The 14,081-nt window shown below is 72.5% G+C and carries 11 protein-coding genes and 1 tRNA gene; 2 read left to right on the top strand and 10 right to left on the bottom strand.

Annotation, left to right across the window (positions count from 1 at the left end; translation table 11 throughout):
- Positions 1–15 precede the first annotated feature (15 nt).
- The 4 genes from O5O46_RS24390 to O5O46_RS24375 all read right to left on the bottom strand — a co-directional run bounded on the left by O5O46_RS24390 (position 16) and on the right by O5O46_RS24375 (position 5,329).
- Positions 16–795 carry a S16 family serine protease gene (locus O5O46_RS24390; protein WP_269857698.1) on the bottom strand — a complete coding sequence of 260 codons (780 nt, stop codon included), beginning with the start codon at positions 793–795 and terminating at the stop codon, positions 16–18.
- A 52-nt stretch (positions 796–847) separates the two neighbouring features.
- Positions 848–1,552 (bottom strand): IclR family transcriptional regulator, encoded by a 705-nt coding sequence (locus O5O46_RS24385; RefSeq protein ID WP_269857697.1) that lies wholly within the window; start codon positions 1,550–1,552, stop codon positions 848–850.
- A 337-nt stretch (positions 1,553–1,889) separates the two neighbouring features.
- Entirely contained in the window at positions 1,890–3,668 is a 1,779-nt protein-coding gene (locus O5O46_RS24380; protein ID WP_269857696.1) for a DEAD/DEAH box helicase, read from the bottom strand.
- 206 nt (positions 3,669–3,874) lie between these two features.
- Entirely contained in the window at positions 3,875–5,329 is a 1,455-nt protein-coding gene (locus O5O46_RS24375) for an MFS transporter (RefSeq protein ID WP_269857695.1), read from the bottom strand.
- A gap of 178 nt (positions 5,330–5,507) precedes the next feature.
- Here O5O46_RS24375 and O5O46_RS24370 point away from each other — a divergent pair.
- Positions 5,508–5,579, top strand: a tRNA-Cys gene (locus O5O46_RS24370).
- Between the two features lie 112 nt (positions 5,580–5,691).
- On the opposite strand, the gene O5O46_RS24365 is transcribed toward O5O46_RS24370, so the two are convergent.
- The 5 genes from O5O46_RS24365 to O5O46_RS24345 form a co-directional block, all read right to left on the bottom strand.
- Positions 5,692–6,408: a transglycosylase SLT domain-containing protein gene (locus O5O46_RS24365; RefSeq protein ID WP_269857694.1), complete on the bottom strand. Its 717-nt coding sequence runs from the start codon at positions 6,406–6,408 to the stop codon at positions 5,692–5,694.
- 433 nt (positions 6,409–6,841) lie between these two features.
- The gene (locus O5O46_RS24360) at positions 6,842–9,190 is read right to left on the bottom strand and encodes a xanthine dehydrogenase family protein molybdopterin-binding subunit (protein WP_269857693.1); all 2,349 of its coding nucleotides are present in this window, start codon (positions 9,188–9,190) and stop codon (positions 6,842–6,844) included.
- 91 nt (positions 9,191–9,281) lie between these two features.
- Positions 9,282–10,460 (bottom strand): (2Fe-2S)-binding protein, encoded by a 1,179-nt coding sequence (locus O5O46_RS24355; RefSeq protein WP_269857692.1) that lies wholly within the window; start codon positions 10,458–10,460, stop codon positions 9,282–9,284.
- Positions 10,457–11,392 (bottom strand): FAD binding domain-containing protein, encoded by a 936-nt coding sequence (locus O5O46_RS24350; RefSeq protein WP_269857691.1) that lies wholly within the window; start codon positions 11,390–11,392, stop codon positions 10,457–10,459. Before O5O46_RS24350 ends, O5O46_RS24355 begins: the two co-directional genes overlap by 4 nt.
- 263 nt (positions 11,393–11,655) lie before the next feature.
- Positions 11,656–13,356, bottom strand: a complete 1,701-nt coding sequence (locus tag O5O46_RS24345; RefSeq protein ID WP_269857690.1) for a beta-N-acetylhexosaminidase — start codon at positions 13,354–13,356, stop codon at positions 11,656–11,658.
- 133 nt (positions 13,357–13,489) lie between these two features.
- On the opposite strand from O5O46_RS24345, the gene O5O46_RS24340 reads away from it, so the two are divergent.
- Complete coding sequence (locus O5O46_RS24340) at positions 13,490–13,687, top strand: hypothetical protein (RefSeq protein ID WP_269857689.1); 198 nt, start codon at positions 13,490–13,492, stop codon at positions 13,685–13,687.
- Between the two features lie 83 nt (positions 13,688–13,770).
- Here O5O46_RS24340 and O5O46_RS24335 read toward each other — a convergent pair whose 3' ends face one another.
- A complete protein-coding gene (locus tag O5O46_RS24335) occupies positions 13,771–14,052 on the bottom strand; it encodes a DUF3039 domain-containing protein (RefSeq protein WP_269857688.1) in 282 nt (93 codons plus the stop codon).
- Between the last annotated feature and the right edge of the window lie 29 nt (positions 14,053–14,081).

Raw genomic sequence — 14,081 nt, 5'->3', positions numbered from 1 at the left:
ATGGCCCTGTTGGGGTCAGCAGCTCGGCAGCGGTGCGCCGGAGCGCAGCGCCGCCAGGGAGCTGAGCGCGTCGTCCAGGGTGTTGACCGGGATCAGCTTCAGGCCCGCCGGGAGTTCCGCCTTGGCGTCGGAGCACTCGTCCTTGGGGGTGAGGAAGACGGTGGCGCCGTCGCGCTTGGCCGCCTGCTCCTTGAGCGGTACCCCGCCGACCGCGCCGACCGCGCCGCTCTGGTCGATGGTTCCGGTGCCGGCGATGGTGCGGCCACCGGTGAGGTCGTTGCCCTTTCCGTCGCCCTGGACACGGTCGATGATGCCCAGGGTGAACATCAGTCCGGCGCTTGGGCCGCCGACGTCCGCGAGCTTGAGGTCCACCTTCACCTGCGAGGGCGACAGTCCCATGTGCTTGAGGGCGGCGGCGGTGGCCGCCTGCTGGGACTGCTTCATCTCGTTGAGGTTCTGCTGGGTGACCTGCTGGACGCTGCCCCCGCCCGGGTAGACGGCGCTGCGCGGCATCGCCGCCTCGCTCCTGGACCACCACGCCTTCCACACGTCGCTGAAGTGCACGTCCGCGTTGGGCGCGGTGGCGGCGATGGTGACCATCCGCAGCTGTCCGCTGGTGGGACGGGTCTTCGTACCGGTCACGGTGATCACCGACTGTCCGTTGTTCGCGCCCAGGACGTTCGCGGTCATGCCCGGATAGGCGATCGTGATCGGCAGCGGGGCGAACAGTGCCACCGCGAGCAGCGCGACGACGACGGCGGAGCAGACGGCGAGGATCTTGGCGCGAGAAGACACACTGGCATTACAACACTTCTGCGGTGTCCCGCCGTCTCCGGTTCCCCAGCCGTTACCGCAGTGCCTCCGAGACCTCCCGCGCCGCGGCCACCACGCGCTGGCCGACGCGTTCCGGTACGGAGTCCGCGAGCATCACCACGCCGACGCTGCCCTCGATGCCGGTGACGCCGAGCAGCGGCGCGGCGGCGCCGCTGGCGCCCGCCTCCAGTTCGCTGTGGGTGAGGACGTAGCCGGGCGCCCCGTTCTGCTCCGCCTGCGGCGCCGGGCCGCCGGCGCAGGCGGGGGCGGGTACGTTGCGGCGGGCGGCGTTCCACAGTCGGCCCTCCAGGATCGCCTTGCCCGCCGCGCCGCGGTCCAGCGGGTGGCGGAAGCCGGTGCGGTACGCGACGTGGTAGTCGGTCCAGCTCGGCTCCACCACGGCGACGGCCAGCGCCTCGTTGCCGTCGACCAGCGTCAGGTGCGCGGTGGCGCCGATCTCCTCGGCGAGCGAGCGCAGCGCGGGCAGCGCGGCCTCGCGCAGCAGCGGATGCACCTGGTGCGCCAGCCGCAGCACGCCCAGCCCGACCCTGGCCCGGCCGCCCAGGTCGCGGCGCACGAGGGCGTGCTGTTCGAGCGTGGCGAGCAGCCGGTACACCACGGTGCGGTTGACGCCGAGCTTTGCCGCGAGCTCGGTGACGGTGAGCCCGTGGTCGGTGTCGGCCAGCAGTTTGAGGACCCGCAGTCCCCGGTCGAGCGTCTGTGAGGTCTCCGCGGTCACGACGCCCCCTCCTCAGGTGAGTGGCGGCCCGGCGCGACGGAACCACTGCCGACGGCGCGGCAGCGCGCGCAGAGGCCGCCGGTCGCGTGGAACCCGGCTGCGCTCCGCGGCGGCGTTGCCACGGCGCGTGCGTGAGCGGGACAGTAGCGAGCGGTACCGCTCAGCGAAAGAGCTCGTCCACAATCCGGGCACAGCTCTTTACCTTTCCCCGATCGGCTACGCCGGATCGCGGAGTTTTACGCGCATTGCAGATGCGGAACCTTGACTTCCGTAAACCCCCGGGCGCGGGCCGGGCCACACCCGGGAAGGGCCCTTGCGCCGAACGCCCAGCGCGAGGTCAGCGCAGGCGGGTGGCCCACTCCTGGACCTTCTTGATCCGCTCCTGGATCTGGCCCGCCGTCGCCTCCGCGCTCGGCGGACCGCCGCAGGCGCGGCGGAGTTCGTTGTGGATCACCCCGTGCGGCTTGCCGCTCTGGTGGTTGTAGGCGGAGACCATGGTGTTGAGCCGCTTGCGCAGCTCAAGCAGTTCCTTGTGGCTGACCACCGGGCGCCGCTCGGCCGGGAGCTCCACCAGGTCCGCCTCGGCGTCCGGCTTCCTGCGGCTGTGCGCGATCTGCCGGGCCTGCCGCCGCTGCAACAGCAACTGCACCTGGTCCGGTTCGAGCAGTCCCGGAATGCCCAGGTAGTCCTGCTCCTCCTCGCTGCCGGGGTGCGCCTGCATGCCGAACTCGGCGCCGTCGTACAGCACCCGGTCGAAGACCGCGTCCGACTCCAGTGCCTCGAACGGCAGTTGCTCCTCGGTGACCTCGTCCTGCGTCTTCTCGGCCTCCGCGAGGAGCTTGTCCTCCTCCGCGTAGATGTCGTCCTCGCCCGACTTCTTCGGCTTGTCGAGCACGTGGTCGCGCTCGACCTCCATCTCGTTGGCGAAGCCGAGCAGCATCGGGATGGTGGGCAGGAAGACCGACGCCGTCTCCCCGCGCCGCCGGGACCGTACGAAACGCCCGACCGCCTGCGCGAAGAACAGCGGCGTCGAGATCGTCGTCGCGTAGACGCCCACCGCCAGCCGCGGTACGTCCACCCCCTCGGACACCATGCGGACCGCGACCATCCAGCGGTCCTCCGAGTTGCTGAAGTCGTCGATCCGCTTGGACGCGCCGGTGTCGTCGGAGAGCACCACCGTCGCCTTGGTCCCGGTGATCTCCCGGATCAGCTTGGCGTAGGCGCGGGCCGCGTCCTGGTCGGAGGCGATCACCAGACCGCCCGCGTCCGGGATGCTCTTTCTGACCTCGGTCAGCCGCAGATCGGCCGCGCGCAGCACGTTGGGGATCCACTCACCGGTCGGCGCCAGCGCGGTCCGCCAGGCCTGGCCGATGGCGTCCTTGGTCATCGGGTCGCCGAGCCGGGCGGCGATCTCGTCGCCCGCCTTGGTGCGCCAGCGCATGTTGCCGCTGTAGGAGAGGAAGATGACCGGCCGCACCACACCGTCGGCGAGCGCGTTGCCGTACCCGTAGGTGTAGTCGGCCACCGAGCGCCGGATGCCGTCCGTGCCCTCCGCATAGGAGACGAACGGGATCGGATTGGTGTCCGAACGAAACGGCGTACCGGTGAGCGCCAGCCGCCGGGCGGCCGGTTCGAACGCCTCGAAGCACGCCTCGCCCCAGGACTTGCTGTCGCCGGCGTGGTGGATCTCGTCCAGGATGACCAGCGTCTTGCGCTGCTCGCAGCGGTTGCGGTGCAGCATCGGCCGCACCCCGACGCCCGCGTAGGTCACCGCGACGCCGTGGTACTCCTTCGACACCGGGCCCGCGCTGTAGTCGGGATCCAGCTTGATGCCTATCCGCGCCGCCGCCTCGGCCCACTGCTTCTTCAGGTGCTCGGTGGGCGCGACCACCGTGACCTGCTGCACCACATGGTTGTGCAGCAGGTACGAGGCGAGGGTCAGCGCGAACGTGGTCTTGCCCGCGCCCGGCGTCGCCACGGCGAGGAAGTCACGCGGCTGGGACTGGATGTACGCGTCGAGTGCGGCCTGCTGCCAGGCACGCAGCTTCCCGGCCGTACCCCACGGGGCACGGCCGGGGAAGGCGGGTGAGAGGTGGTGCGAGGCGGTGGTAGTCACGGTCTCCGGGCGGGTCCGTCGGATCTGTCGGTCACGTCGGTCGGATACGAAAACCGTGACAGCTTACCGGCGCCTCCTCACCGCCCCGCGCCGAACGCGGCGAGTCCACGCCGGGGTGCGACACACCTCACAGCACGCCCCGCCGCTCTCCGCTCCCGGGGCCCGGCTGCCGCCCCCCGCGCCAAGTCCGGTACCGATAACGGCCGTTACCGCTCGGGACGCAGCCTGCCCGCCACCCCGACACCGGCCAGCGCGACCACCGCCGCCAGGCAGAACACCGCCGCGAAGGCCGCCGGATGGGAATGGGCGCCGGCCGCCGGGCCACCGGTGGCGGCGACCGTACCGCCGCCCAGCGCGGCGAACAGCACTCCCCCGGCAGCCACCAGCACCACGTTGGAAAGCGCGTCGCACACCTGGAGGGCCGCCGAGTTGGCGCCCGCCTCCCGCGGCGGCGAGTACCTCAGCAGCAGCACACTCATCGAGGCGATCACGATCCCCATGCCGAGCCCGCCCACGCACCACGCGACCGCCACGATCCACGCCGGCACCACCGGTGCCAGCGCCAGCGCCGCGCCGACCACCGCCGTGACCACCAGCCCCATCCCGGCCCGCACCAACCGCTCCCGGTACGGCTCCAGGCGCGGCCGGGACTGCAGATAGCTGCCCAGCGCCCAGGTCACGCCGCCGCTGGCGAGCGACAGACCGGCCAGTGTCGGGGAGAGCTGGCGCCGGGTCACCAGCATCAGCGGCACGAAGCTCTCGGCGGCCAGGAACGACCCGGCCGCGATACCGCGCAGCAGCACCACCGACGGCAGCCCGCGCCCGGCCCGGAACGTCCCCCTGGGCAGCAGCCGCACCGCCGACGGCACCAGCAGCGCCGCCCCCGCGACCGCGGGCAGCAGCGACCACCAGCTGCGTACGTCCTGGCCCGCGTACTGGAGCAGCGCCACGCCCGCCGAGATGCCCAGCGCCAGCGGGACGCGGCGCCGGTCGCGCGGCGCGGCCGCGGCGTCCGGGTGCCGCGCGACCGCCGCCCGGCGCAGGGCGGGCAGCGCCACCGAGACCGGCAGGGCCACCAGGACCGGGATGCCGAGGAACACCCAGCGCCAGCCCAGCTGTTCGGTCACCGCGCCGGAGACCAGCGGCCCGACGATGGACGGCACCACCCAGGACGCGGCGAACGCGGCCAGCACCGACGGCCGCAGCCGCTCCGGATAGGCACCGCCGACCACCACGTACAGCGCGACGATCAACAGCCCGCCTCCGACGCCCTGGACGGCCCGCCCGGCGATGAACGGCCACATGGCCCGCGCGGTGCCGGAGACCACCAGTCCGCCGGCGAAACAGGCGATACCGGTGCTCAGTGGTGCCAGCGGTCCTGACCGGTCGCACCACTGGCCGGAGACCACCATCGCGAACAGGCTGGTGGTGAAGTAGCCGGAGAAGCCGAAGCCGTACAGCGACAGCCCGTGCAGATCGCGGGCGGCGACCGGCATCGCGGTGCCGACGGCGGTCGCCTCGAAGGCGACCAGCAGCACGACCGAGACGATCCCCAGCGTCAACGCGCGGTAGCGGCGGCTCAGCACCGTCTCCGCCCGGTCGTCGGTGCCCGATATGGGCGGTGTGCGTTGCTCGTTGAGAGGTCCGTTCAGCGCGGTCATGGCGGCAGCGTAGGTCGCCAGGGGCTCGGCGGCGCCTGGCCGTGGTCGGGTTCCTCGTCGTCCGATCGTCGTAGGCCCGCCGCCGGTTCGTGAACGCGGTGTGGCGGTCACGTTGCGCCCCGCGCGCGACCGTTGACCCCGCCCCGGGGCGCGGGCCTATGGTCTAGGGCATCAACACGGCCGTGTGCCCGAGTGGTTCAGGGGCTCGCCTGCAAAGCGAGTTACGCGGGTTCGATTCCCGCCACGGCCTCCGTGAAATGCGGCCGGGGAAGCGGCTGGAGCAATCCCCGCGAAAAGCGGAGAACGCGGTGCCGGTAGTGAATTCACTACCGGCACCGCGTTTATTGGCGCCATGGGACCCGTCAGTAGGCCGAGTTCACGTTGTCCATCGAGCCGTAGCGGTTCGCGGCGTAATTGCACGCGGCCACGATGTTGGCGACCGGGTCCCAGATGTTGTGGGAGGTTCCGGCGACGTGGTACGCGTTGAACGTCGGGTCGATCACCTGGAGCAGGCCCTTGGACGGGATCCCGTTCCGGGCGTTGATGTCCCAGTTGTTGATGGCGTTCGGGTCACCGCTGGACTCGCGCAGGATGTTGCGCTTGATGCCGTCGTAGGTACCCGGGATGCCGTTCTTGTGCATGATGTCCAGCGCCTGCCGGATCCAGCCGTCCAGGTTGTTCGGGTACGACACCGGGGCGGGCTGGGCCGGAGCGGCCTGCGCCGGGGCGGCCGGGCGGGACTCCGAGCGGTTCGCGGCCTGCGGCTCGTTGCGCCGGGCCTCGTCGGCCTTGTTCCGCGCGGCCTGGTGCTGGGCCGAGGCGTGGTCCTTGACCGGCTTGACGGCCTCGGCGACCTGCTGCGAGATGCTGGCCTGCTGGCTCTGGGGGGCGGAGCCGGCGTCCGACGTGCTGAACGCCATGGCGGCGGACATCACCGGGTTGCTGAGGTTGGCTGCGTGCGCCGATCCCGGAGCGACCGTGAAGGCCAGGACTGAGGCGCCGGCAACGGCGACACCGGCCGCGGAGAGCTTGTGCTTCCGGGTCAGGCCGTCGAGGTGCGTCAGGGTCGTCCGGGTCATGCGGTTGAGAGCGGGAAAGGCGGGCATGGGCATGGCTGAGTTGGTTCCTCTTCCAGGTCGCTGAGCCGCAGTCGCCCGTCCGGCACATAGTCCGGGCGACGCCTTCGCTTTTTCGGCGATAGGCGCCGCGTTCATGTCCCACGGCGCCCTGCGGCTCGGCAATTCTTAGCGACCGGAAAATCCGCTGGCAAAGATGTGACCTACTATCCGCACTAGTGGAAACGGGGTCGGCCAGCGGGCGCGAAAAGGGCCGCCACAGCCCGTGGCGGCCCTGTTGACGGCACCTTTATGCGTCCACTACACGCCTTCGTAAGTGACCTGCGCCCTATGCGGAGGCTCACACGCGGGGCACCCGCTCGTCACCGTCAGTATCACGACCATGACGCATTTCAGGGCCCCGGCGGGCAAACCGGACCAAGTCCGACGGCCGCTCTCACGCCTGCCGGGCCGCCGCCGTCTGCGGGCGGATCGGCAGCCGTCCCACCGGCCGGCCGGTGGCGGCCCGTACCGCCGCCGCGACCGCCGCGGGCGAGACCACCACGGGTACCGCGCTCACCGCCTTCGCCCCGAAGGGCGCCACCACGTCCCGCTCCTCGACCAGCTTCACGATCCGCACCGGCGGCGCGTCCAGCGCGGTGGGCAGCGCGTAGCCGGTGAGCGACGGCCGCCTGACCGCGCCCTGAGCGGTGCGCAGGTCCTCCATGAGCGCCATGCCAACGCCCTGTGTGACCCCCGCCTCGATGCGGGCCGCGACCTGCCGGGGGTTGAGCACCCGGCCCACGTCCTGGGCGACGGCCATGTCCACCACCCGGACAGTGCCCAGCTCGATGTCGACGTCCACCACGGCCCGGATCGCCGCGAAGGCCAGTCCGACGAAGGCGTCCCCCTGGCCGGTCTCGTCCAGCTTCTCCGTGGGGTGCGGGCGGCACTGTGCGGTGGCCCACAGTTCCTTGCCCTGCAGTGTCTCGGCGACAGTGGTGCTGAGCACCCCGTCGTACGAGGTGATCTTGCCGTCGGCGATGGTCAGCAGCTCCACCGACATCCCGAACGTGGCGGCCAGCGGCTGCAGCAGCTGGGTGCGGACCATCTTCGCGGCGCGCTCCACCGCGCCGCCGGACACCCAGGTGTGCCGACCGCGGGCGGACGGTCCGGCGGGCGGCTGGTCGGTGTCGGCGGGCAGCACCGCCACCTCCTCCACCCCGAGCACCTCCTGCACGATCTGCCGGGCGAGGGTGGCGAAGCCCTGGCCGGTCTCCACCGCCGAGCAGATCACTGTCGCGACGCCGTCCTGCACCCGGACCGTCGCCGTGGACACCTCGTCGTGCCCCTCGGCGCCCAGCATGTGCACCATGCCCAGCGCGTAACCGACCCCGCGGCGCACCGCGCCCGGCTCACCCGCGCCCTCCGGGCCGCCCGGCAGCAGCCACTCCGCCTCGTCCTCGGCGGACGGCAGCGGCGGCAGCTCGGCGTCCCGTACCGCCTTGAGCAGTTCGGCCACCGGTGCCGGGCAGGTCACGGTCTGACCGGTGGGCAGCAGATCGCCGGTGGCCATGACGTTGCGCATCCGCAGTTCGGCCGGGTCGAGGCCGAGCTTGGCGGCGAGCTTGTCCATCTGTCCCTCGTAAGCGGCGCACACCTGCATCGCGCCCTCACCGCGCACATGCCCGGACGGCGGGTTGTTGGTGCGCACCGCCCAGCCCTCGACGAAGACGTGCGGGACGACATAGGGACCGGCGGCGAACGCCACCGCGGCGGCCAGCGCGTCGGACGAGGCGTCCGCGTAGGCGCCCGCGTCCAGCAGCAACTGCGCCTCGACCTTGACGAGCCTGCCCTCGGCGTCGGCGTGGTGCCGGTAGCGCAGCAGCGCCGGATGCCGGTGGGCGTGCCCGAGGAAGGACTCCTCCCGGGTGGCGACCAGCTTGACCGGGTGGCCGGTCCTCAACGCCAGCAGTCCGAGCGGCAGTTGGAAGCCGGGATCCTCCCGGTCGGCCATCGCACCGGGCACCCCGGTGACCACCACCTTGACCCGGTCGGTCTCAAGTCCGAAGCAGGCGGCGGCCATGTCCCGGTCGGCGTGCGGGTCGGTGGAGGCCACGTACAGCTCGACCCCGCCGTCCGGGCGAGGCACGGCGAGTCCGGCCTCGGCGCCGATCGGGGCCGGGTCCTGGCGGCCGACCCGGTAGACACCCTCGACCACCACCTCGCCGGACGCCGCGGGGTCGCCGAAGCGCAGCGGGATGTGCCGGATCAGATTGCCGTCCGGGTGCAACGGCGGTGCCGCGAACGCCTTCTCGGGGTCGGTGACCGGTTCCAGCACCTCGTACTCGACGGTGATCGCGGCGGCGGCCAGCCGCGCGGTGTCGGGGTGGTCGGCGGCCACCGCGGCGATCGGCTCGCCGTGGTGGCGGACGATGTCGTGCGCGAAGACCGGGCGGTCGGCGACCCGGCGGCCGTGCATGGCGTCGCCCGGCACGTCCGCGTGCGTGATGACCGCGCGGACGCCGGGCATCTCGGCGGCGTGCGTGGTGTCGATCGAGACGATGCGGGCGTGCGGGTGCGGGGAGCGCAGTACCGCGGCCCACAGCAGGCCCTCGGCCCACAGGTCGGCGGCGTACGGGAAGACACCCTGGGTCTTCGCCGCCGCGTCGGCCGGCAGCAGGGAGGCGCCGAGGCCGTGCTGGCTCTCCACGGTGATGGACGGAACGGCCACGGTGGGCAGCGCGGTCGCCGCGCCGGGTCCGGTCGCCGCGTCCCCGGCGGAGGTGCCACGCACGCCGCTCATTCCCTCCTGTCGCCCACCACCACCCTCAACGGAGGCGCCACGCGCCGCTGTCATGACTTGTCTCCGATCTCGCCGCTGCCGCTGGCGGGCGTCATACCAGTCCTCCGTCGTCCGCCGCGCCAGAGGCCTGGTGCGGGATCAGCGGAGTCACGTTCTCCGGCGCCGGGGCCGGGCTCTCCTCGTCCTCGTCCGCCGCGGCGCGGGCGGCGACCACCTGCCGCACGGCGTCGAGCACGCCCTGGTAGCCCGAGCAGCGGCACAGGTTGCCGCTGAGCGCCTGCCGGGTCTCCAGTTCGGTCGGCCGGTGGTTGCCCGCGAGCAGGTCGTGCAGGGTCATCGCGAGGCCGGGAACGCAGAAGCCGCACTGCACCGCGCCGCAGTCGGCCAACGCCTGCTGTACGTCGGAGAGCCGGCCGTCCCGGGCCAGACCCTCGACGGTGCGCACATCGCAGCCGGCGGCGGTGGCCGCGGGCATCAGACAGGAGGCGACCAGCCGTCCGTCGACCTGTACCGAGCAGGCGCCGCACTCACCCTGCTCGCAGCCGTCCTTGGCGCCGGCGAGGCCGAGCCGTTCGCGCAGCACGTACAGCAGGGACTCGCCGAGCCAGGCGTCGGTGACCGGCCGGTCGGCGCCGTTGACCCGCAGCACGTAGGAGGTGACGGGGTGTTCGCTGTGCGGGTCTGCCTCGGCGGCGGGCGGCGCTGCCTCGGCCTCCGGCGCGGTGTACGCCTCGGCCTCCGGCGCGGTGTGCGGCTCGGCCGGAGCGTCAACTGCCGCCGGGACCGGGCCGGTTTCCGCCTCCTCCGTGGTGGTCTGGTCGGGCCACTCGTCGAGCGCGACGTGTGCGGGCTCGCGCGGGGTGGCCACCATCTGCCCGACCGAGTACTCGCCGGACTCGTCACCGGGGTCGTCCGCGAACGGGATCGTCCACTGCTGGGTGGCGACCGGGTCGGCGGCGCCCTGTCCGGCGTCCGGCGCGAACGGCATCGGCCACTCACCGGACCCGGTGGGACCGGTGACGTCCGTGGGCGCGGCCCAACCGGCCGCCTCCTGCGGCGGAACGTAGCCGTGGCCGGGGGCGGCCAGCGGATCCGTGCCGGACGGTGTGGCCGCCAGGTCGTGGAACCGCTCGGCGAACGAGACGTGCATGGTCGCGTCGGCGTCGTACTCACCGCCGGGCGCCAGCGGCTGCCACACGCCGTCCCCCGGCGCGAAGCCGTGCTCGGGCTGTCCGTTCATGCCCGCACCCGTCGTCCCGTCATCGCTCACGAAAGTGCCCTCCCCAGTGCCCGACGGGCCAGTGCGGCCACCGTACGCCGCAGATGCGCGACCGCGGGCGGCAGCGCGCCCGCGTCCTGACCCGCCGGATCCGCCGGGTCGCCCGCCGGGTCCGGGATGCAGGCCATGGCCACATAATCGCCGAACGCGGTGCACACCCGCGGGTCCAGGGTGCGTGCGCCGTCCCAGTCGATCAGCGAGGCCACCCACCGCTCGGCCTCCAACGGGCGCAGCGGCATCGGCGCCACCGCGCCGACCGCGCACCGCACCCCGCGGCGCGCCGGGTCGAGCACCAAGGCGACCGACGCCATGGCCCGGCCGGGGCCGGTGCGCGCGGTCGCCTTCAGGAAGACCTGCGGGGCGTGCAGCAGCGGAGCCCTTACGAACGCCAGGAGTTCACCGGGGCGCAGCGGATCCATTCCGGTCAGCAGGTGGCTTACCGGGACCTCCCGGGTGCCGCTCGGACCGGCCAGGACGACACTGGCCTCCAGCGCGGCGAGCACCGGCAGCGCGTCACCGGTCGGCGCGGCGGTGGCGATGTTGCCGCCCAGCGTCCCGGCGTTGCGGATCTGCGGCGGACCGGCGGCGCGCGCCGCGGCGGCGAGGGCGGGGATGAGCGCGGCGAAGTCGGGCCGTCCCATGCGGGCATGGGTGAGTCCGGCGCCGAGCAGGGCGTGCCCGTCGGCGTACTGCCAGCCGCGGATCTCGCTGATCCGGCCCAGTCCGACGAGTCCCGCGGGGCGCAGCAGACCGGAGTTGACGGCGACCATCAGATCGGTGCCACCGGCCACCGGCACGGCCGTGGGCAGCGCGGCGAGCGCCGCCACCGCCTCGTCGAGCGAGGCGGGCAGCGTCACCGTGCGTCCCGTCTGCCGTGCGTACGTGCTCACGGAGCTGTCCCTTCCACGGCGCCCACAGCCCATCCGGCCTTGTCGCGGCCCATACCGGCCCGTCGCCGTACGGTACGTGCTGACAGCCCGGTCACGGCAACTCTGGCACATGTTCCGGGCCGATCAACCCGAGGGTCCATGAAGGGTGGTTCTGTCCGCGTGAGGACCGATGGTCCCGATGACCATCACCTCTCCCTTACTTGAGCTTTGGCGCACTTCGGGCGCGTTGTGCGGTTTCGCCTGCCGCCCCACCGTGCCAGTACCGCCCGTGCGACGGCGAGATGATGCGCCCCGGCTCACACGATTGGGGGCGCCCCTTCGATCGGGCGTCCGATGACGCCGGGGCGCCGCTGCCAGGGGTGCGGCCCGGCGGGCGGCCGGTATTCGACGCCGAGTGCGTCAAGTCGCCGGTAGTGTGCCGCCATTCGGACCGTGAAGTCCTCGTAGTCGCGCAGCTCGGGGGCGGGCAGCCGGGACCAGGCCACCTCGGCGAAGGCGGCAAGCCGCGGGAAGGCCAGGTAGTCCACGGCGCGCACCGAGTCGAGGGTCTCCGTCCACAGGTTCGCCTGGGTGCCGATGACGTGCCGGGCCTGCTCGCCGTCGAGTTGCGGCGGTACCGGCTCGAACCGGTAGACGTCCTCCAGGGTTCGCACGTAGCCGATGGGCACCGGTTCGTCGTCGCCGCCGTGCTGCCGGTGGTCCAGATAGACCTGCTGCTCGGGGCACATCACGACGTCATGTCCGGCCTGGGCGGCGGCGATCCCGCCCGCGTAGCCGCGCCAGGAGGAGACGGCCGCGCCGGGAGAGAGTCCGTGCTCCGTCACCTGCCCGGCGGGCGCTTGCGCCCCCTCCCGGCGTTCCTCGTCGTTTTCGGCGGCGGCACGCCCTTTGGCCCGGCCGCCGCCCTCGAGGATCTCGTCCCAGCCGATGAGACGGCGGCCGCGGTCCGCCAGCCAGCGGTCGAAGTGCCGGATGAACCAGCTCTGCAACTCGTCCTCGTCGGCCAGGCCCAGTTCCTCGATCCGCGCTTGCGCTGCCTTCGACCGCCGCCACTGGTCCTTGGGGCACTCGTCCCCGCCGATGTGCACGAACGTGGACGGGAACAGCTCCAGCACCTCCGTCAACACGTCCTCGTAGAACCGCAGCGTGCTGTCAGTGGGGGCCAGTACGTTGGGGTTGACGCCCCAACTGGTCAGCACGGGAAGGGCGGCGGTGTCGACGACGTCCTGGTTGCCCAGCTCGGGGTAGGCGGCGATGGCGGCCTGCGAGTGCCCCGGGACGTCGATCTCGGGGACGACGGTGATGTGCCGCTCGGCCGCGTACGCGACGATCTCCCGGATGTCGTCCTGTGTGTAGTAGCCGCCGTGCGGCCGCTCGTCCCACAGCGTCGACTCCCGCAGACCCACCTTGGTCCGGGTACGCCACGCGCCGACCTCGGTCAGCCGTGGATGGCGCCTGATCTCGATCCGCCAGCCCTGGTCGTCCGTCAAGTGCAGGTGCAGCACGTTGAGTTTGTGCGCCGCGAGCAGGTCGACGTAGCGCAGCACCACGTCCTTGGGCATGAAGTGCCGTGCGACGTCGAGCAGGAAGCCGCGCCAGCCGAAGCGCGGCGCGTCCTCGACGCTGACGCACGGCACCCGCAGCGCCGTGCCGTCGAGCGGTGCCCGGCGGAAGGCGCGCGGCCCGAGGAGTTGGCGCAGCGTCTGGGCGCCCCAGAAGACTCCGGCGGGCCCGCCGCCGGTGATGCCGATCCCGTCGGCTCGCACCGCCAGACGGTACCCCTCGGCGGCCAGTGCGCCGTCGGTGCGCAGCCGGATGGCGGGCCCGTCCGTACCGGGCGCCAGGGTCAGCCCGGCCGCCGCGCCCAACGTGGCCCGCAGCCAGCGCGCCGTGCCCTCGGTGCCGGGGGCGGCGTCGATCAACGTGGAGTCGTCCAGCGTGAAGGGAGTGTCGTCGGGCGCCGCGAGCAGTCGGGTGGGTGCCGGGATGAGATCCATGACCGACCAGTCTGGACGACCGCGGCGGTGAGCTGAAGTCGGCGACGGGACATCTCATCTCCTGGCCGCGAAGTCCAGTGGTTCACCCGTGCGTCACCCGCGCGGGCGGTACGCGGCACGCGGCGGCGGTGCGATGCGAAAAGATCGCCGCATCGACCTCTTCCGCCTCCGCAACGACACCTGCTTCCGCTGCTTCGCCACGGGAGTACGGCTCACCATGACCGGGCTCACCGGCGAGCAGGCGCCCGTGCTGCACTGCGAGTTGTGCCGCGCGCTGTCCGAGGCCGCGCGCTACGCGCAGTCCATGCTCCGGGACGCGGCGGTCGACTAGGCCAGGTGCCGGGTCAGGACGCGACCGCCGGCCCGGCGGGCGGGACGGCGGCCGTCTGCGTCAGTTGGGGGCCGTAGGGGCCGCTACTTGCCGCCCTTGTCCTTGTCTCCGCCGCCGATCTCCATCGACTCGAAGATCTCCTTGCACATCGGGCAGACCGGGTACTTCTTGGGGTCGCGTCCGGGAACCCAGACCTTGCCGCAGAGCGCGACCACCGGCGATCCGGAGAGCGCGCTCTCCATGATCTTGTCCTTCTGTACGTAGTGGGCGAAGCGCTCGTGGTCGCCATCGCCGTGCGACACCTGGGGCGTCGGCTCGACAAGGGTTCCGGTACCCGCCCCGCGCTCGGGCTCAAGAGTGCTCATGTCGAACTAGCCTAATTGACCGACCCGCC

The organism is Streptomyces sp. RPT161 (assembly GCF_027533845.1).
GTDB classification, from domain to species: Bacteria; Actinomycetota; Actinomycetes; order Streptomycetales; family Streptomycetaceae; genus Streptantibioticus_A; species Streptantibioticus_A silvisoli_A.
Note: the sequence above shows the minus strand (reverse complement) of the source record. Positions and strands in the feature narration are given on the sequence as shown.